The 19,637-nt window shown below is 46.4% G+C and carries 15 protein-coding genes, 4 tRNA genes and 1 other RNA gene; 9 read left to right on the top strand and 11 right to left on the bottom strand.

Annotated elements, in window-relative coordinates; genetic code table 11:
- Positions 1 to 13: 13 nt before the first annotated feature.
- Complete coding sequence (gene cysZ / locus P3C17_RS04670; protein WP_300928326.1) at positions 14 to 730, bottom strand: sulfate transporter CysZ; 717 nt, start codon at positions 728 to 730, stop codon at positions 14 to 16.
- A gap of 179 nt (positions 731 to 909) precedes the next feature.
- Between cysZ and smc the strand changes: the two genes are divergently transcribed.
- From smc to P3C17_RS04690, 4 genes are all read left to right on the top strand, one after another.
- Positions 910 to 4,323 (top strand): chromosome segregation protein SMC, encoded by a 3,414-nt coding sequence (gene smc, locus P3C17_RS04675; protein ID WP_300928327.1) that lies wholly within the window; start codon positions 910 to 912, stop codon positions 4,321 to 4,323.
- 19 nt (positions 4,324 to 4,342) lie between these two features.
- Positions 4,343 to 5,182 (top strand): cell division protein ZipA, encoded by an 840-nt coding sequence (gene zipA / locus P3C17_RS04680; RefSeq protein ID WP_300928328.1) that lies wholly within the window; start codon positions 4,343 to 4,345, stop codon positions 5,180 to 5,182.
- 104 nt (positions 5,183 to 5,286) lie between these two features.
- Complete coding sequence (gene ligA / locus P3C17_RS04685) at positions 5,287 to 7,317, top strand: NAD-dependent DNA ligase LigA (RefSeq protein WP_300928329.1); 2,031 nt, start codon at positions 5,287 to 5,289, stop codon at positions 7,315 to 7,317.
- Between the two features lies 1 nt (position 7,318).
- Entirely contained in the window at positions 7,319 to 7,774 is a 456-nt protein-coding gene (locus P3C17_RS04690; RefSeq protein ID WP_300928330.1) for a DUF2919 family protein, read from the top strand.
- A 7-nt stretch (positions 7,775 to 7,781) separates the two neighbouring features.
- Here the strand turns inward: P3C17_RS04690 and P3C17_RS04695 are convergent, their stop codons facing one another.
- From P3C17_RS04695 to P3C17_RS04715, 5 genes are all read right to left on the bottom strand, one after another.
- Positions 7,782 to 9,398: a response regulator gene (locus P3C17_RS04695; protein ID WP_300928331.1), complete on the bottom strand. Its 1,617-nt coding sequence runs from the start codon at positions 9,396 to 9,398 to the stop codon at positions 7,782 to 7,784.
- Positions 9,399 to 10,019: 621 nt separating this feature from the next.
- Positions 10,020 to 10,095, bottom strand: a tRNA-Val gene (locus P3C17_RS04700).
- A gap of 116 nt (positions 10,096 to 10,211) precedes the next feature.
- Positions 10,212 to 10,287: transfer RNA gene (locus P3C17_RS04705), tRNA-Val, on the bottom strand.
- 33 nt (positions 10,288 to 10,320) lie between these two features.
- Positions 10,321 to 10,396 (bottom strand) — tRNA-Val (locus tag P3C17_RS04710).
- 56 nt (positions 10,397 to 10,452) lie between these two features.
- A tRNA-Val gene (locus P3C17_RS04715) sits at positions 10,453 to 10,528 on the bottom strand.
- Between the two features lie 184 nt (positions 10,529 to 10,712).
- Between P3C17_RS04715 and gltX the strand changes: the two genes are divergently transcribed.
- Positions 10,713 to 12,119, top strand: a complete 1,407-nt coding sequence (gene gltX, locus P3C17_RS04720; protein ID WP_300928332.1) for a glutamate--tRNA ligase — start codon at positions 10,713 to 10,715, stop codon at positions 12,117 to 12,119.
- 130 nt (positions 12,120 to 12,249) lie between these two features.
- Positions 12,250 to 13,029 (top strand): DUF481 domain-containing protein, encoded by a 780-nt coding sequence (locus P3C17_RS04725; protein ID WP_300928333.1) that lies wholly within the window; start codon positions 12,250 to 12,252, stop codon positions 13,027 to 13,029.
- Between the two features lie 78 nt (positions 13,030 to 13,107).
- On the opposite strand, the gene serA is transcribed toward P3C17_RS04725, so the two are convergent.
- The 5 genes from serA to P3C17_RS04750 form a co-directional block, all read right to left on the bottom strand.
- Positions 13,108 to 14,334 (bottom strand): phosphoglycerate dehydrogenase, encoded by a 1,227-nt coding sequence (serA, locus tag P3C17_RS04730; RefSeq protein WP_300928334.1) that lies wholly within the window; start codon positions 14,332 to 14,334, stop codon positions 13,108 to 13,110.
- Positions 14,335 to 14,366: 32 nt separating this feature from the next.
- Positions 14,367 to 15,023 (bottom strand): ribose-5-phosphate isomerase RpiA, encoded by a 657-nt coding sequence (gene rpiA / locus P3C17_RS04735; RefSeq protein WP_300928335.1) that lies wholly within the window; start codon positions 15,021 to 15,023, stop codon positions 14,367 to 14,369.
- 116 nt (positions 15,024 to 15,139) lie between these two features.
- A complete protein-coding gene (locus P3C17_RS04740) occupies positions 15,140 to 15,745 on the bottom strand; it encodes a 5-formyltetrahydrofolate cyclo-ligase (protein WP_300928336.1) in 606 nt (201 codons plus the stop codon).
- 99 nt (positions 15,746 to 15,844) lie between these two features.
- Positions 15,845 to 16,029, bottom strand: a non-coding RNA gene (gene ssrS / locus P3C17_RS04745) — 6S RNA.
- A 26-nt stretch (positions 16,030 to 16,055) separates the two neighbouring features.
- Positions 16,056 to 16,361: a cell division protein ZapA gene (locus P3C17_RS04750; protein ID WP_300928337.1), complete on the bottom strand. Its 306-nt coding sequence runs from the start codon at positions 16,359 to 16,361 to the stop codon at positions 16,056 to 16,058.
- 103 nt (positions 16,362 to 16,464) lie between these two features.
- On the opposite strand from P3C17_RS04750, the gene P3C17_RS04755 reads away from it, so the two are divergent.
- From P3C17_RS04755 to ubiH, 3 genes are read left to right on the top strand one after another with little or no spacing between them, the layout of a single operon-like run.
- Entirely contained in the window at positions 16,465 to 17,046 is a 582-nt protein-coding gene (locus P3C17_RS04755) for a UPF0149 family protein (protein WP_300928338.1), read from the top strand.
- Positions 17,047 to 17,059: 13 nt separating this feature from the next.
- Positions 17,060 to 18,373, top strand: coding sequence for a Xaa-Pro aminopeptidase (gene pepP / locus P3C17_RS04760; protein ID WP_300928339.1), 1,314 nt, complete (start codon positions 17,060 to 17,062; stop codon positions 18,371 to 18,373).
- Positions 18,374 to 18,387: 14 nt separating this feature from the next.
- The gene (gene ubiH / locus P3C17_RS04765) at positions 18,388 to 19,635 is read left to right on the top strand and encodes a 2-octaprenyl-6-methoxyphenyl hydroxylase (RefSeq protein WP_300928340.1); all 1,248 of its coding nucleotides are present in this window, start codon (positions 18,388 to 18,390) and stop codon (positions 19,633 to 19,635) included.
- The last annotated feature ends 2 nt before the right edge of the window (positions 19,636 to 19,637 follow it).

Raw genomic sequence — 19,637 nt, forward strand, 5'->3', positions numbered from 1 at the left:
GACCCCATTTTTATTAGTCAGGCAGGCGCAAGGCTTCTCTGAATTTATCCACCCACATGGCCGTAGCGCCACACACCGCCACCGGCATAATCAGTAAATTAATCAGCGGTACCAAGCTCAGTACATAGACAGTGATACCAAAAGCATAGCTATGTTTCCACTGCAGTTTTAACGCCTTTCTCATTGTAGTAAAAGGTACTTTATGGTTATCAAAAGGATAGTCACAGTACTGAATCGCCAGCATCCAGCTGCAGAATAAAAACCATAACAACTGGCCTATGCCCGGCAGGATAAAAAACAGCAGTAAAAAACCAATAGCGCGGGGCAGGCAATAGACAAACTTCTGCCATTCACGCCCCAGCATACGGGGGACATCTTTTAAAAAAGCGGCAAGGCCCTGATCGGGCAATGGCTGACCTGTTAAATGCAGTTCTGTTTTTTCTGCCAGCAAAGCATTAAAAGGTGCAGCGATAAAATTAGCCACCATAGTAAAAGTTAAAGCTAAACCCATCACAATAGAAAACAGCGCCAGAGGCCAGACTAAAAAGCCAACAAAGCCCAACCAGTCTGGCAAGGTGGCCACCACCTGATCAACCCAGCCGCCCAATTGACTAAATAAATAGCCAAAAGCCAGCGCAAACAGCACCAGGTTGATGCACAGTGGCACCACCACATAACGTTTTAAGCCTTTGACCCGAATTAAGTTCAGGCCTTTCATTAAATAATGCATCCTTTGAACTCCTGCAGGAACGAATGAGCCGAGCATATAGGCCATGTATCTGAGTCGCAAGAAGAAATCCGTAAGCAACTTTTTCAGTGTCCTGACACAAAGCGGCCGTGACAGCAGCCCTGCTGTTCTGTTACATTCACTTTTGTTAACAAAACCTCGGCCTTATTGTTCAGGGACAGATGCGTCTTAAGCAAATTAAATTAGCGGGTTTTAAATCCTTCGTTGATCCCACTCAGGTGGCTTTTCCTGCTCAGATGACTGCTGTAGTGGGACCAAACGGCTGCGGTAAATCTAATGTAATTGACGCCGTGCGCTGGGTGCTGGGTGAAAGCTCAGCGAAAAACCTGCGTGGTGATGCGATGACAGACGTTATCTTTAACGGCTCCACGCAGCGTAAACCTGTGTCTCAGGCTTCTGTAGAACTGATGTTCGAAAACACGCAAGGCCGTTTGCAAGGCACGCTGGCTGATCGCAGTGAAATATCCATCAAACGTTTAGTGACGCGGGATGGCCAGTCGAATTATTTCCTTAATGGCACTAAATGCCGCCGTCGTGATATCACAGATATTTTCCTTGGCACGGGCTTAGGCCCACGCAGTTACGCCATTATCGAACAGGGCATGATTTCGCGGCTGATAGAATCCAAGCCTGCTGACTTACGTATTTTTATCGAAGAAGCGGCTGGCATTTCCAAATACAAAGAGCGCCGGCGCGAAACCGAAAACCGCATTAAACATACTCGTGAAAACCTGGACCGTTTATCTGACGTGCGGGAAGAGCTGGGTAAAAACCTCGATAAGTTAAAACGCCAAGCTGCAGCTGCGGCACGTTTTAAAGAACTCAAAGCACAGGAGCGTAAGCTCAAAGCCGAATTGGCCTGTGTGAAATGGTTACACTTTCATGGCCTGCTGCAAAAAACCGAGTTGGACATTCAGCACAAGCTGACAGAAATAGAACAGTTTCAGGCGGCTCAATCCGGTGATCAGTTGCTGGTACTGCAACTGAAAGAGCAGCAACAGGATTTACGTACCGAACAGCAGCAAGTGCAGCAGCAGTATTATCAGGTCGGTAATCAGATCACCCGCCTGGAGCAGCAACAATTGCACCAACGTCAGCGCCGCCAAAGCCTGACTGATGAATTACGCTCCTTGCAGCTTACCTTGCAGGAAGCCGACTCTTATATGGCGCAGCAGCAGGAGCAACTGGCTGAACTCGAGTTTCAGCTTGAACATGCAGCACCGGATAGTGAACTGAAACAAGAGCAATTTGAAACTCTGACCGAACAAGCCGAGCAAGCGCAGGAACAGTTAGCCAGCGCTCAGCATGAATTACAACAATGGCAGCAACAGTTTTTTGCACTGCAGCAACAGCAGCAACAAAACAAGCTAAAAACCGAACACAGCCAGCAGCAGCAACAGCAATTACTCAACCGTATCAGCCAGCTCCAACAGGAACTGGGTCAACTGGACGCTGCGGCCGACTCGAAAGCCGCAGAGCCATTAGTGGCAAAGCAGCTGCAGGCACAGCAGCAACTTGAACTACTGCAGCAGCAAAGCTCTGATGCCGAACAGCGCTATCAGGATTTGCAACACAATGTGCAGGAACGCAAACAACAGCAGTTGGTGCAACAAAGCGAGCTGAAGCAGTTGAAGACTCAGCAGGATAAGCTCAACCAAATTCAGTTGCAGGTGAATCAGCAGCAACAACAACTGTTAAAGCAGCTTCAGATTGAAGCCAAATGGGCGAAGGCTGTGAGCTTGGTGCTGGGTGAATTGCAGCATGCTACAGCAGAGCAGGGCACTAAACAGGGAACTGACCAAAGTTATGTCTCACCAAGCCAGCTTGATGCTAAAATCGGTACTTTAGCAACAGTGATCCGTTCTGGCCTCTACCCGGACTCGTTCCATACTATTGTGCTTGCCGACAACCTGGAGCAAGCCAAAGCAAAACAACAGCAATTAGAGCCGCAGCAGTCGGTGATTTGTCCTGAAGGCATTTGGTTTGGCAGCAATTGGCAGCTCGTGCCCGGGCAGGCGGCTTCAGATAACTACTTAACACGGCAACAGCAATTGCTGGAACTGGCTGAACAAATTCAGCAGCTTGAACAGCAACTTTTGGCAGAGCAGCAACAGGCACTGCAATCCGACGCCGAACTTGCAGAGAGTAAACAGCAATGGCAGCAAAGCATTCAACAGTTGCAACAAGCTAAAGATTTACTGCAAAAAGTCAGCACTGACCTTTTATTACTGCAACAACAGCAGCAATTACAGCAGCAAAGACGTTTGCAGGCATCCGCTGAGCTGACAGCGCAGCAGCAGGATTTTGAGTTGTTAAGTCTGCAACTCGAAGAACTGGAGCAGCAATCTGAAGCATTGGACGAACAATATCAGACGCAAAAAGCCAAAGAATGGCAGTTGCAGCAACAACTCAGCCAGAGCCAGCAACAGCATCAACAACTGAAACAGCAACAGGATTTAATTCGCCAACAACTGCAGCAATTGCAACTGGAACAACAAAGCTTAAGTAAGCAAATCACGTTCAGCCAGCAGAATTTACAGCGCAGCCAACAACAACAACAGCAACTGCAGCAGCGCCATCTAGTAGTGCAGGATCAACTGGCTGAAGTATCAGAACCCGATGGCGAACAACACGAAACTTTACAGTTATTGTTGGAACAACGAGCTGAAGTTGAACTTTTAGTGCAGCAAAAAGCCGAAGCTTTGCATTTGTTAGAAGAAAAGCTGCGTCAGGCCGAACAGGGCCATCAAGGTGTGGCGCATGTATTAACGCAAAAGCAAAAAGAGTTAGCAGATTTACAGTTAAGTGCAGAAGGCTATCGTGTGCGAGCCAACAATATGTTGGAGCAGCTGACAGAACTGCAGGTGAACTTTAAGGAGCTGAGTGAAACTCTACCGCCTGAAGCGAATGAGCAGGAATGGCAACAGCAACTGGAAAAAACGCAGGATTCAGTGTCACGCTTAGGCCCTATTAACCTGGCGGCTATTGAAGAGTTTGAACAGCAGGACGAGCGTAAGCAGTATCTGGATGCGCAGCATCAGGATTTAGTCTCCGCATTGGAAACTCTCGAAACTGCTATTCGTAAAATTGACCGGGAAACCCGGCAGAAATTTAAGGAAACCTTTGAACAGGTCAATGAAGGCTTGCAAACTTTGTTTCCAAAAGTCTTTGGTGGAGGTAGCGCCTATCTTGATTTAACCGAAGAAGATCTGTTAGAAACAGGTGTAACTATCATGGCGAGACCGCCAGGCAAAAAAAACAGTACAATTCACTTACTCTCGGGTGGTGAAAAAGCGCTAACCGCTTTATCATTGGTGTTTTCGATTTTTCGATTAAATCCGGCACCTTTTTGCATGTTGGATGAAGTTGATGCACCTTTGGATGATGCAAACGTCGGCAGATTTTGTAATCTGGTACGGGAAATGTCTGAAACTGTGCAATTTATTTATATCAGTCACAATAAAATTGCCATGGAAATGGCGGCACAATTAATGGGGGTGACCATGCAGGAGCCCGGTGTGTCCAGAGTTGTGGCTGTAGATGTGGAAGATGCCGTGAAAATGGCACAAGCCTAAAAACTAAAAGGTAAAAGAGATGGCTGAGGAATTACGTTTAGTCTTGATTGTTTTGGGTGTGTTGGGTATCAGCGCTTTAGCTTTACATGGCTGGTGGACAGTCCGGAAAAATAACAAGGACAACAGCAAATACGATGTAGACGCTGCTGCAAACTCCGGCCCTAAAGGCGATGGGTTTGATGAGTTGGGTATTGGTCGTAAGCGTGTATTGCAACCAGGCGAAAAGCCGCAACCAAAACCTGCGCCAACAGTGCCGCCAAAAGCCAACAAATTACGTGAACCGGTCAAAGTGCGTCGTGAGCCGGAATTAAATGAACCCTCTTTAGATATGGGCAGTTTTTCTGCTACAGACGAGCCTTATGCTGAAGCTGTTGCCGAAGAGCAACAAGCTGCCTACGAAGCAGAAAAAGATCAAAGTGCACAGGCGCCAGCAAACGAAGTGCTGATCCTGTACGTATTGTTGCCAGAAGGCGAAGAAATTAACGGCTCTCTATTATTGCCTTCGTTGCTGATGCTGGGCTTTAAGTACGGCGAAATGAATATTTTCCACCGTTTTCAGGACAATGCAGGTTCAGGCGAAGTGCTGTTTTCACTGGCCAACATGTTTAATCCAGGTACCTTCGATTTAGAAGAGATGGAAAAAATGAATACCCGTGGTTTAAGTTTGTTTATGACCTTGCCAGGGCCTGGCGAAGCTTTACAAAACTTCAACCTGATGCACAGTGCTGCAAAAAAACTGGCCGATGAATTCGGTGGCCAGGTGCTGGATGGTCAACGCTCAGTGCTAACAGTACAAACAGTACGGCATTATGTGGAAAAAATCCGTGAGTTCCAGCGTCAGCGCCTGATCCACGGTTAATGCATTACAGCTGTTAAACAGGCCCCGTCATCGGGGCCTAGTTATTTTAGAATTTAACATTTTAGAATTTAAGATTTCAGACTTTAAGTGTCCGGGTAAACCAAATGAACCAAGCTATCCAACAACGCCTGCAGCAGCTGAAAGATCAACTGGCTTTTCATAACCACCAGTATTATGTGTTAGACAACCCAAGTATTCCGGATGCCGACTACGACCAGTTGTTCCAGGAGCTACAGCAGATAGAGCAACAGCATCCGGAGCTGGTGACCGCAGATTCACCGACTCAGCGGGTTGGAGCTGCACCTTTAAGCAAATTTGGTCAAATCAGCCATCAGGTGGCTATGTTGTCGCTGGATAACGCTTTTGACGCCGATGACTTTGCTGCTTTTTACAAACGTATGGCCGACCGTATTGATGCCAGCAAAGATTTTGAATTTTGTGCCGAACCAAAGCTGGATGGGTTAGCCGTCAGTATTCGTTATGAACAAGGCCTGTTGGTACAAGCTGCTACCCGTGGTGATGGTTTTACCGGTGAAGATATTACCTCCAACGTCAAAACCATCCGTGCCGTGCCGCTGAAGTTACAAGGCGAAGTACCGGCTGTGTTGGAAGTACGTGGTGAAGTTTTTATGCCTCTGGCAGGTTTTGAGGCGATGAACGACAAAGCTCGCGTCGCAGGCGATAAAGTCTTTGCTAACCCACGTAATGCGGCGGCAGGCAGCTTACGGCAATTGGATCCGAAGATCACCGCGAGCCGGCCTTTAATGTTTTATGCCTATGCGGTAGGCGCAGTGGAAGATGCAGCTCAACTTTTAAACAGTAAAAGCCATTATGCCCGTTTGCAGCAACTCAAAGGCTGGGGTTTACCTGTTTGCCCGGAAATCCGCCATGTCACCGGCTTACAGGCTGCTTTGGAGTATCAGCAAAACATTCTGACTAAACGTGCTGTTTTACCTTACGAAATAGATGGCGTTGTACTGAAGGTGGATGATTTAGCGCAGCAACAGGCGTTAGGTTTTGTCGCCCGTGCGCCACGTTGGGCTATTGCCTTTAAATTTCCGGCTCAGGAAAAAACCACCACTTTACTGGACGTTGAATTCCAGGTCGGTCGCACCGGCTCTATTACGCCTGTTGCGCGATTAGAGCCCGTTATAGTGGGCGGAGTCACTGTCAGTAATGCGACTTTGCATAATCAGGACGAAATAAACCGTCTGGGCGTCAAAGTAGGCGATACCGTCATAGTGCGCAGGGCAGGGGACGTGATCCCACAAATTGTTTCTGTAGTGTTGGAACAGCGCCCTGAAAATGCGCGTGATATCCTGTTTCCAAGCCTTTGTCCTGTTTGCCAGTCCAGCATTGAACGGGTTGAAGGTGAAGCCGTAGCGCGCTGCACAGGCGGCTTGTTTTGTGCTGCACAGCGAAAAGAAGCGCTGAAGCATTTCGTTTCACGCAAAGCCATGGATATTGAAGGCTTAGGTGACAAAATTATTGAACAGTTGGTGGATCAGCAACTGGTAAAAACTCCGGCTGATATTTTCCGGCTGGATATGCCAGCTTTAGTTGGTTTAGAGCGTATGGGCGAAAAGCTGGCGCTTAAATTGCTGAAATCCATAGAGGATTCTAAACAAACCACCTTGCCACGTTTTATTTACTCTTTGGGTATTCGTGAAGTAGGCGAAGCAACGGCCCTTAATTTGGCCAGCCATTTTGCCGCTTTGGATGCAGTGCAGCAAGCAAGCATTGAACAGCTGTTAGAAGTACAGGATGTGGGTGCTGTAGTAGCAGGGAATATTCAGCATTTTATGGCGGAAGAGCATAATGCTGCAGTGATCCAGCAGTTAATTGATGCAGGTATTCATTGGCCTGAGATTGAAAAACAGCAACAAGGTGAACAACCTCTGGCTGGATTAACAGTGGTTTTGACCGGCACCTTAACCAGCATGGGCCGTGATGATGCCAAAGAAAAACTGCAGCGTTTAGGGGCTAAAGTATCTGGTTCTGTTTCTGCTAAAACTTATGCAGTCATAGCGGGCGACAACGCGGGCTCTAAGTTGGCTAAAGCCACTGAACTGTCGGTACCGGTCTGGACAGAGCAACAAATGCTGGAGCTGTTTTCACAGCATGGATTGAACTGATATGTCTGAATTTTATCCTCTGCTGGATAAGTATGGCCTGACCCGCATCCCTATGCGTTTTTATGCCGTGTTGTTGCTGGTGTTAAGGCCTTATCTGCTGTGGATTTTAGTGTTGACGATGCCAGAAGGCGGTGACAAGTTAATGGCCGCCGTCTATCCAAAAAGCAGCGATTTCTTAACTGCTTGTCTGATTTGTGCACCTTTGTTGCTGGTTGTGGCTGCATTAAGTCAGCGCAAGGATAAGGGGCATCAGGGCTGGTTTAAATTATGGCGGCAAAGTCGTTGGATTATGCTGACAGTTGTTGCTATAGATCTGGTGCACAGCCTGACTCACTTGCCCAACTATGTGATGCTCAAAGCACCCTGGTTACTGATATCACCAGCACTGCTGTTGCTTAGCTTATGGTGGCTGCTGAAGAACCCAGTGATGAAACAGGTTGTGACTGAATGGCCTTAACCCAGACTTAAATCGCTATTTTCTGCTGGCTTTGCAACTGCTGCCAGCGTTTTTCCTGCTCTTCATTCAGTTTGGCTCTCGACAACATTACTTCACATTGCAAACGCAATTGTTCAGTTTGAACGGAGGGATCAATGTTTTCTGTGGATCGTAATGACTGCAGCAAATTCAGCGCAATACCCACGTTACCGGGCATAATAGTAAAGGCCTGAATAAAAGCGCTCAGCGCCTGATGCAACTGGCCTTTTTCGTAAAGCAATACTGCGTTGTTGTTAAATTCCCTTGGTCCCATAGGTAAGCTTTCGCGTTCTTGCTGCTCTTGTTGCAAATAAGTGATAAACACAGGATCTGCATTTTTTAACTGATAGGCATCTTGAGTCAGTTGTTTAAGTAACTCGCGGGAACTGCTTAATAAACCTACTTCATGCAGAGCTTTGGCTTTGTCCAGAATATCTTCAGCCCCTTGTGTTACAGGTTTTTTCTCCAGTGCCAGCAACAGCTGCTTCGCTTTTTCTATCTGATCTTTTAGATAATAAATCCTCGCCTGCACCACCACTTGCTGCTCTTCTTTGCGCTGATCCGGAAACAATTGGCGCATATTGCTTAAAGTGTCATTGGCAACTTTAGACAAGCGATTAGTTTGCTCCTCTTCGTCCACACTTAAGGCGTAATCAATAGAAGCGCGAGCCAGATTCAAATACAAATCAGGCTGCTCATAAATAGAGAAACGGGCAAAACGCAGCAAGTCTTTAGCTGCTTTAAACTGATGTTCGTAGTCATGGGTTAAGCGGGACAGATGCAACAGCTTTTGCTGGCGCATTAAGTTGCGTGGCGCCATATCAGCCGCTTGTAGTAGTTCAGACTGGGCTTTTTTATATAGTTGCTGGTGCAGATGAATATCCGCCAGTAAATCCAAAGCCGCCAGTTTCATGTCAGCTTTATGCAACAGAGGTTGCAGCAGCGAGATGGCTTCAGGGTAACGTTCACGCTGAATTAAACAGCGTGCCAGCCCAAGTTTAACCCAGTGCAGATTTTCGTGATGAATAAGGCTGCTATAAAACTGCTCTGCTTCGGTCCAGCGACCGGCTTGTTGCAGTATCTCGCCCTTAATTTTCAGCAGCATAGAGTTGTATTTAGGCTGATAGCCTTGTTTCAGCCATTCATCCAGTTGCTTCAGAGCCGGATCAGTTTTTTTCTGATCCATCAGACTATACAAGGGGCGGAACAAGTTTTTACGCTGCACTGTGCGGTCAATACGGGATTTTAAGTCTTTAATGGCGTAGGGTTTCACCATAAATTCGTCAGGCTGTAACTCTAAAACGCTGTGCACCAGGCTAGGATCTGTCTCAGCGCTGATAAAAATGAAACCTGTGCAATGTCGAAATAAATTACGCGCTTTCAGCTCCTGATACAGCTGATAGCCATCTTTGCCATTCAAATTAAAAGAGCAAATGATCAAATCAAAAGCTTTGTCACGGCATTGAGTTAAAGCTATAGCGGAGTTTTCAGCGTAGTGGAAACTGGTGTAGCCCAGAGTTTCCAGAGCATAACGCAGATAATTCTGGGTTAACGGCTGCTCATCTACAACCAGAATTTGGATGTCTTTATTAAGTTTTACTGCCATAAATGAATCAGACACCTATTATCATTTCTATCAAATATAGCGACTAAACAGGTAAAAAGCTGCAAATTTTTCAAGTGAATTCAATGGCTAATATTTTTCTGATTTGGGAAAATTATAAATAAGTGAAAAAATGGTAAAAATATAATATGTAAGGTGATTAGAAACAAGAGGTTAGGGACTTTTGGTGCTTTCCGAAGGAGTTGTACGTTCGGTGTTTATCAAAGAAGTGGTGGATGCTACTGGGATTTAATTAGCGAGTCTTGGGTTTTGTTAAGAGAGTGATGCTTTTCTTTAAAGGGGATGGTGGATGCTACAGGGATCCAATTAGCGAGTCTTGGGTTGTGTAAAGAGTGCGATGCTTTTTTATCGAAGGAATGAAGGAGTGGTGGATGCTACTGGGATTTAATTAGCGAGTTTTGGGTTTTGTAGAGAGTGCGATGTTTTTCTTTAAAGGGGATGGTGGATGTTACAGGGATCTAATTAGCGAGTCTTGGGTTTTGTAGAGAGTGCGATATTTTTCTTTAAAGGGGATGGTGGATGCTACAGGGATCCAATTAGCGAGTCTTGGGTTGTTTAAAGAGTGCGATGCTTTTTTATCGAAGGAATGAAGGAATGAAGGAGTGGTGGATGCTACTGGGATCGAACCAGTGACCCTCGCCTTGTAAGGGCGATGCTCTCCCAGCTGAGCTAAGCATCCTGGGGTATTCTGTATTACATCACTTCTTAGAGTAAAAGTGAGGTGGTGGATGCTACTGGGATTAACCAGCCGCAGCCTCTTCTTTATAAAGGGTGGCGATGCACTCTTTAAAAAGATGGTGGATGCTACTGGGATCGAACCAGTGACCCTCGCCTTGTAAGGGCGATGCTCTCCCAGCTGAGCTAAGCATCCTGGGTGTTCACTATACCTAAGCATCGTAAGAGATGGTGGATGCTACTGGGATCGAACCAGTGACCCTCGCCTTGTAAGGGCGATGCTCTCCCAGCTGAGCTAAGCATCCTGGGCATAACAACATGACTACAACGATTTATCTTTTAAAACAACTGTACTAAAAGATGGTGGATGCTACTGGGATCGAACCAGTGACCCCCGCCTTGTAAGGGCGATGCTCTCCCGGCTGAGCTAAGCATCCATCGTGTGGTCGGCCGTCATTATAGGGGGCTCGGTTTTTGTGTCAATAATATTTTTAGCTTTGTGAACTGTATGCTGTAAAAGTAGTCAGTTAAATCTTTTCCTGCATCGCAGCTTCGGCCGTGCAATCACAGCTTCGCGTTGGTACAATAGCGCCCAATTTTTTGGCCTTCAGTGGATTCATTATGTCTATAGTTACTCGTTTCGCGCCAAGCCCTACAGGTTATCTGCACGTTGGTGGCGCCCGTACAGCGTTATACAGCTGGCTGCATGCCCGGAAAACCGGCGGTACTTTTATCCTTCGTATTGAAGATACCGATTTAGAGCGTTCATCGCAGGAATCTGTGGATGCCATTTTAGAAGGTATGGAATGGTTAGGTCTGGATTATGACGACGGCCCTTATTACCAAACTAAACGTTTTGATTTATATAAAGAAGTGGTTGCTCAGCTGTTAGCAGAAGGCAAAGCGTACAAGTGCTTCTGTACTGTTGAAGAAGTAGACGCTATGCGTGAAGCGCAAATGGCTGCTGGTGAAAAACCAAAATACAACGGTATGTGGCGTGATCGCACTGATCACCCAACAGACAAGCCTTATACCATTCGTTTTAAAAACCCGCTGGATGGCGTTGTGGTGATTGACGATTTAATCAAAGGCCGCATTGAAATTGCCAACGCTGAGCTGGACGATTTAATCATTGCCCGTAGTGACGGCACTCCAACTTATAACCTGACTGTTGTGGTAGACGACTGGAAAATGGGTATTACTCACGTTATTCGTGGTGATGACCATGTTAACAACACGCCACGTCAGATGAATATTCTGGCCGCTTTGGGTGCTGAACTGCCGAAATACGCTCATGTGCCGATGATTTTAGGTGACGATGGCAAACGCTTATCCAAACGTCATGGCGCTGTAGGTGTAATGCAATACCGTGATAACGGTTTCCTGCCTGAAGCTTTGATCAACTATTTGGTGCGTTTAGGCTGGTCGCATGGCGATCAGGAGATTTTCAGCAAAGAAGAACTGGTGCAGCTGTTTGACTTAAGCGACTGTAACCGTGCGCCATCTGCTTTTAACACCGACAAGCTGATTTGGTTAAACCAGCACTATATGAAGACTCTGTCACCAGACTACGTCGCCACGCATTTAGCCTGGCATGTGGCCGATCAGAAGCTGGATATCAGCACTGGCCCTGCCTTAGCTGATCTGGTGAAAGTACAAGCTGAGCGGGTGAAAACCTTAAAAGAACTGGTCGAAGTCAGTCGTTATTTCTACGAAGACTTCAGCGAGTTTGAAGAAAACGCCGCGAAAAAACATTTACGTCCTGTGGCTGCAGAACCGCTGGTTGCTGTTCAAACCAAGCTGGAAGAACTTCAGGACTGGTCGGTGGAAGCTTTACACAAAGCCATTAACGATGCTGCTGAAAGCTTAGGTTTAGGCATGGGTAAAGTAGGTATGCCTTTACGTGTGGCTGTGACAGGCGGTGGCAACTCACCTGCGCTGGATGCAACTTTGGCACTGATCGGCAAAGATCGTGTGTTAAAACGTATCAGTATGGCTTTGGACTACATCAGCAAAAGAGCTGAATAATCATCCGTAAGGGCGATCGCTCTGGTCGCCCGTCTTACGTCAAAATCAAATACCGTAAAAGTGATATTCAGTTAGTGCTCATCTGTCACTGACAGAATAAGCGTTAATTTTTTTAGAAGGGTTATACAACATGCGTTTAGTAGTCGCATTGTCAGCAGTACTGTTGTGTTCAGCTGTCTCGGTTCAGGCACAGGATTTTCAGAAAAAACATGGTGAAGAAGAAAGCACTATTCCGCCTTGGGGCGGTGATATCGAAGTGGGTGTAGTATTAAGCCGTGGTAACACCGAAGCCACTGCAGTGCGTACCAATGCCGAATTACAGCACGAGTTAGAGGATTTCCGTAACAAATACTATATACAGACCCTGTTGCAACGAAATACTCAAACTAACAGCGCTACAGGTGAAAAAGAAGACAACACTACAGGTCAGCGTGTAGGTCTGACAGCCCAAAGTAACTATAAATTTTTCCGTTCGGACAGCAGTTTGTTTGGCCGTGCAGCTTATTTAAATGACCGCTTTGGTGCTTTCCGCGAACAATCATCAGTTGCAGTTGGTTATGCCAACCGTTTATACGAAGAGGGTCAGAACTACTTAGATTTTGAAACTGGTCCTGGTATGGCGTATGACAGACCATCTGAGGGAGAAAGTAACTCGGGTATGATTTGGTACGCCGCAGGTAACTTTGAGTATCACTTCTCTGACACCAGTAAGTTTAAACAAACACTGGAATATGCGATTTCGTTAGATGGTCATAACACCAGCTATACCAGCCGTAGTGCAGTGACAGCTCAAATCAATAACCAACTGGCTCTGCGTTTAAGCCTGAATATCAAATACGATTCGGATGTAGGTGCGGATAAGAAAAGCACAGACTCAGAAACAGCCGCTTCAGTGGTGTATTCGTTCTAACAATGAAAATGGGGTCAGATCACATTATTTGCCTGGCAAATAATGTGATCTGACCCCATTTTGAAGAACGACGGGTGGTTAGTGCAGAACGCGGGCGCGCAAAGTACCTGGAATCGACTTTAACTCGTTCAGAGCCAGTTCGTGATCCAGTGAATCGATGTCGATCACCACATAACCAATCTCAGCATTAGTTTGCAGATACTGACCTGAAATGTTGATGCCGTGCTTAGCAAAAGCTTCGTTGATTTTGGTCAGCATACCAGGCTGGTTTTTGTGGATATGCAGTAAACGTGAACGGCCTCTGTGTTCTGGCAGCGACACTTCAGGGAAATTCACCGCTGACAAGGTTGAACCGTTGTCGCTGTATTTCACCATCTTGCCTGCTACTTCAAAACCGATATTTTCCTGTGCTTCCTGAGTAGAACCACCAATATGTGGTGTCAGGATCACGTTGTCGAATTCACGCAGCGGGCTGATAAATTCCTCATCGTTGCTGGTTGGCTCCACCGGGAATACGTCAATAGCAGCGCCAGCCAGTTTTTTCGCCTGCATCACTCTGGCTAAAGCGTCGATATCGACCACAGTGCCGCGTGAAGCGTTGATCAGAATGCTGCCTTGTTTCATCAGGTCCAATTCAGCTTCGCCAATCATATTTTTAGTCTGAGCTGTTTCAGGCACATGCAAAGTCACCACGTCTGAAGTTTTCAGCAAAGTGCCAAAATCAACCTGAGTAGCGTTGCCCAATACCAGCTTGTCTTCGATATCGTAAAACTGCACACGCATACCGATGTTTTCCGCCATGATACTCAGCTGAGTACCAATATGGCCGTAACCAATAATGCCTAAAGTTTTACCACGGGCTTCAAAAGACTGAGTCGCAGTTTTTTGCCAGACACCACGGTGGGCCGCTGCATTACGCTCTGGAATACCACGCAGCAGCATAATGATTTGACCTAATACCAGCTCAGCCACAGAGCGGGTATTGGAAAACGGAGCGTTGAATACCGGAATACCACGCATCAAGGCAGCATCTAAATCGACCTGATTGGTACCAATACAGAAGCAGCCAACAGCAGCCAGCTTCGTGGCAGCATCCAGCACTTTTTCGGTCAGTTGGGTGCGTGAGCGAATACCAATAAAATGCACGTCACGAATTTTTTCAATCAGTTCAGCTTCATCCAAAGAGGTTTTCAGATACTCAATGTTGCTGTAGCCCTGATTCTTAAAGCTTTGCACCGCACTTTGGTGCAAACCTTCCAGTAACAGGATCTTGATCTTGTCTTTGGGCAGCGAAAATTTTTCCATTTTACTTCTCTTTAACTTGTTGCAATTTAAATTCAATTAAGTACTAAAGTACCCTGAGCAGTGCCAACTAATACTATATCTGCCGCACGACGGGCAAAAATACCGTTGGTGACTACGCCAACCAGGTTGTTTATTTGTTGTTCTAATTCTTCTGGCTCTGTAATTTTCAGGCCATGCACATCTAAAATAATATTGCCGTTGTCGGTCACTACATTTTCACGCCATACAGGGCGACCGCCTAATTTTTCCAGCTCACGGGTGACATAAGCACGAGCCATAGGAATGACTTCAACAGGTAAAGGAAATTTTCCGAGCACATTCACTTGTTTGGTTTGATCGACAATACAAACAAACTTTTCGGCTACTGCTGCGACAATTTTTTCGCGGGTCAGTGCTGCGCCACCGCCTTTAATCATATGGTTTTGCGGGTTAATTTCGTCGGCACCATCTACGTACACACCAAAACTTTCGACGTCGTTTAAGTCCAGTACAGTTATGCCTAAAGCACGCATTTTTTCAGTCGATTGCACTGAACTGGACACTGCACCTTTGATCTGATCTTTGATAGTGGCCAGCGCATCAATAAAGTGATTGACGGTGGAGCCAGTGCCCACGCCGACAATAGTCTGAGGCGCTACATAATCCAATGCTGCCCAGGCGGCATTTTTTTTCATCTGATCTTGAGTCATAGGTCTACCGGAAAGTTTTTGAGCCACGTTTAGCCATACAGATGGATAGTAGCCGAAAAGGGGGATCCGGCAAAAGGGGCAAAAGAAAAAAGAACTTAAAGAATTTTAGAATTTACTTATTGTTCACTAAAACAGCGGAACTTGGTTGGAGTGCAGATCATAGACAACGGGATATCCCAGGCTTCGACTGGTACTGCATCCACTTGCTGGCAATCATGGGCTAAGCCGATGAATGCTGGTTTTTTCGCGCCAGAGCTTTTCGTATCAGAGCTAAGCTGGCTTAAGGTTCTGTCATAAAAGCCGCCACCCATACCTAAACGTTGACCTTGCAGGTCAAAGGCTACCAAAGGCGTAAAAATCAGATCCAATTGGTCGACAGGGCACAACAGACTGCAATTAAGCTTTGGTTCGCCTATGCCAAACTGATTGGGTTTTAATAAGGTATCAGGGGTATACAGCTGAAACACCAGATAACCAGATACGACAGGATGCAATAGCGGCAGGTATAAGTTTTTGCCTTGTTGCCATAAAGCTTGAATAAGCGGGCTGGTATCCAGCTCACCATCGTTGGTCAGGTATAAAGCAATGTGCTGAGCTTGTTGTACTTCAGGACGAGGCAGTAGTTGTTGCACTAAATCCAGACTGGCCTGGTGTTGCTGTGCTGCAGATAAAGACCGGCGCAAACTGCGAATATGCTGACGAAGCTGTTGGCGTGAAGTCAAAACACTGAACCTGAAGATTTAAAGATAAACCGGACTATAAAACAGAAAGGGTTAGCTGCAAAGCTGCGGTTTTAACAACGAAGGATTTATCCGATAAAATTGTTCTCCGAATTGCCGTGTCAAGTATCAGCCCTTGAACCTAAGGTTCAAGGCGGGAGTCAGTTTGTCACCGTAGGCTTCTCGGTACGAGCCGAGCCTGCACAAAAGCAACAATAAGGAGCCCCTAAAGTAAAACAATTATCGGCTCAGGGACATCTACCTAATCACTGACAACTCAGAGAACGCCGTAAGTATAACACCGGCTTTTTGATTATTCCGCCTTCTTTTTCACTTCTACGAGCTCATTGCATAAATTTAGCGCAATCATCAGCAAAACATCCTCGTTCATATGCACACCTGGTTTAAATTTTGTACTGGCAACCCGTTGTTCAAGCTCATTGATAGCATCTTGCAGTCGTTGTTCTTCACCCAAAGGGCAGGAAACTTTTAATACCCGGCCTAAAACCGAGATAGTCAGTTGCTTAGGTTTTGTACTGGCAGCAGGTTTTGCAGCTGGTTTTTTCACTACAGCTTCAGCTGGAGGTGGGTCAACAGGACGAAATTTACGTAAATGCATGATAGAGACCTCTGGGCCTGCGATTGGGGCGTCCATCTGTTGGCGGGTAGAACCAGCAAATGGTAGGATAGCTGCCTTGAAAAGTCGCTTGGGCCGAAAAATTATGACGACAGAAAGTTTTAAATCTTACGATCACTGGACCAGTTTGCTGGATCAATCTTACCTGATGGCGTCGGCCGCCGAAGTACATGGCTTGATCGCAGGTTTGCTAAGTGCCGGTGTGAGCGCAGAACCGGCGAAGATTTTACCAGTTCTGCACGACTTCTTAAATGACGGACAAGCCTTATCTGCCCCTGTTAAAGCAGATATTTCCGACTTAATTATGCAAACGTCCGAATCTTTGGCACACACCGACTATTCCTTTGCTTTATTGCTGCCAAGTGATGACGATTCCTTGCCTGAGCGCCTTGAAGCCATGGTGGAATGGACTCAGTCTTTTTTAGTCGGTTTTGCCATTCAGCAAACCGATTTATCCATTTGTTCGGCCGATGTAAAAGATGCGATAGAAGAGCTGACCGAAATCACCAAAATTGACGTATTTGCCATAGATGACAACAGTGCAGAAAGTAACGAAGAGTCGTACTTTTTAGTGTTGGAGCATATCCGGATGTTAGTGCTGACTTGCTTTAACGAAGTAGGGCTGAAATTCAGCAAAAACGAAGTTCAGAATAAGACGTTGCATTAAGAGCCTTTAGTAAATGACAGTGAACATCTATTCAAACAGACGTGAGCGCTTGCTTACCTCTATTTCAAACAACAGCGTGGTGTTAGTACCGGCAGCTGTGGAATTAACCCGTAGCCGCGACACTGAATACCCTTTTCGTCAGGACAGCGACTTCTTTTATCTGACTGGTTTTAATGAACCAGACGCGCTTTTGATCTTAAGCAAAGATAATTCTGGTAACACTGCTAGTCTGTTGCTGTGCCGCCCGAAAGACCAGTTGGCTGAAATCTGGCAAGGTCGGCGCTTAGGGCCAGAGCAAGCCAAAGCCGTATTGGGTTTGGATGCATTGCCTATTGCAGAGCTGGAAAACGAGCTTTTAAAAGCGCTGAATCAAAAAACTACGCTTTGGTATGCGCAGGGTACTTATGCTGAATTTGACGCCAAAGTAGCAGCCACTTTAGCCACCTTACGACTTTATCCAAAGCGTGGTTACGTAGCACCTACAGTGCAACAGGATTTACGGCCTGTGACTGCAGAAATGCGTTTGTTTAAAGATGAAGACGAAATTCATCAGATGCGTCAGGCGGGTTATATCAGTGCCAAAGCGCATAAAAGAGCAATGCAAGCAGCGAAAGCTGGTGTGTGGGAATATCAGCTGGAAGCTCATATTTTGCATGAGTTTGCCATGCACGGTGCACGTTTTCCTGGCTACAACTGCATAGTAGGAGCGGGTGAAAACGGCTGTATTTTGCATTACACCGACAACAGCAGTCAGCTCAAAGACGGTGATTTAGTGCTGATTGATGCAGGTAGCGAGTATCAGGGCTATACGGCGGATATTACCCGTACTTTCCCGGCCAGTGGCAAATTCAGCCCGGAGCAGGCCGCTGTGTATCAAGTGGTGCTAAATGCTCAGTATGCGGCTTGTGCCCAGGTGAAACCTGGCAATAAGTTTAAAGATGCGCTCGACGCTGCTTGTTTAGAGCTAACCAAAGGCTTACTGGAGTTAGGTATTTTACACGGCGAGCTACAACAGCTATTAAAAGACAACGCCTGCAAAGCTTATTTTATCCATGGTTTAGGCCACTGGTTAGGGCTTGATGTGCATGATGTTGGTGCTTACAAACTTGCTGGCGAAGAGCGGCCTTTTGCACCAGGTATGATTTTAACCATAGAGCCGGGTTTGTATATTCCAACAGGGTCGCTGTGCGATCCGAAGTGGTGGGGCCTGGCGGTACGGATTGAAGATAATTTGCTGGTGACAGTCGAAGGTCACGACAACTTAACAGAGTTAGTGCCCAAAGAGATTGCGGAAATCGAAGCTTTAATGGCGCAAGTTTCAGCCTAACTACAGGAAACTTTATGTTGCAGACTCATAGTACAGAACAACCACTGGATCTGGTGATCGCAGGCGGTGGTATGGCCGGATCTATGCTGGCTTATGTGCTGCTAAGTCAAAACCCTGCATTAAAGCTGGCTGTGATTGAGCAAAGTTCAGAACTGGGTACTGACGAGCAACCTTCTAAAGCCAGCTTTGATAGCCGCAGCATAGCGCTGGCGCATGGCAGTGTGGAGCTGCTGCAGCAATGGGGTTTATGGCAGGATCTGCAACAAAGCGGCTGTGCTATTAAACATATCCATATTTCCGACCGTGGTCATTTTGGTAAAACCTATTTAAATGCCGCCGATCATCAATTAACTGCTTTAGGTCAGGTGATTGAAGTCGAAGCTATAGGCGAAGTGTTGTGGCAAAAACTCAAAGCCTTCACAGCACAAGGCCGTTTAAGCTGGTTTTATAACGACGCAATTAGCGCGTTAAATCCAACCGCAGAGCTGCAGCACATTAGCCTGCAAAGTGGCGCTGTGCTGCAAACTAAGTTGCTGGTCATTGCTGAAGGTGGTTTATCACCCAGCCGCACTTTAGCTGGTTTTGAGCTGAAATCTGATGACTATCAGCAGCATGCACTGATTGCCAATATAGGTTTAGCGGAATCTCATCAACACAAAGCCTTTGAACGTTTTACGCCAACCGGGCCTTTGGCTTTATTGCCCTTAACCCGGCAGCGTTATTCACTGGTCTGGACCTTAACGCCCGAACAAGCGGCGCATCATTTAAACCAACCAGATCATGAGTTTTTAGCCGCGTTGCAACAAGCCGCAGGCCATAGGGCTGGTGTATTTAAATCGGTAGGTCAGCGCGTGGTATATCCGTTAAGTTTAAAGCGGGCCACTGAAGCGGCGCGCCATCGCACTGTATTATTGGGTAATAGTTTGCATAACCTGCACCCTATAGCAGGTCAGGGTTTTAACCTGGCCATCCGCGATATTTTTAGTTTAAGTTTATTGCTGCAAAAACATCAGGCAGATGCAGGTTGCTATGCATTAACCAAAGCCTATCAGCAGGCGCGTTTGCCTGATATGCAGCAAGTGATTTTGTATACAGACTCTTTAGTGCGGTTATTTTCCAATTCATCGCGCCTGATGGCGCTTGGCCGTAATACAGGTTTATTCGCGTTAAACCTTTGTCCTGATTTAAAACAAGCCGTGGCTAACCAGGCCATGGGTCTGAATTCTATTCGCCAGCTAAAGGCGCTTTTGACCAGCGCTTAATG

This window comes from Rheinheimera sp. 1928-s (assembly GCF_029269265.1).
Classification (GTDB): Bacteria; Pseudomonadota; Gammaproteobacteria; order Enterobacterales; family Alteromonadaceae; genus Pararheinheimera.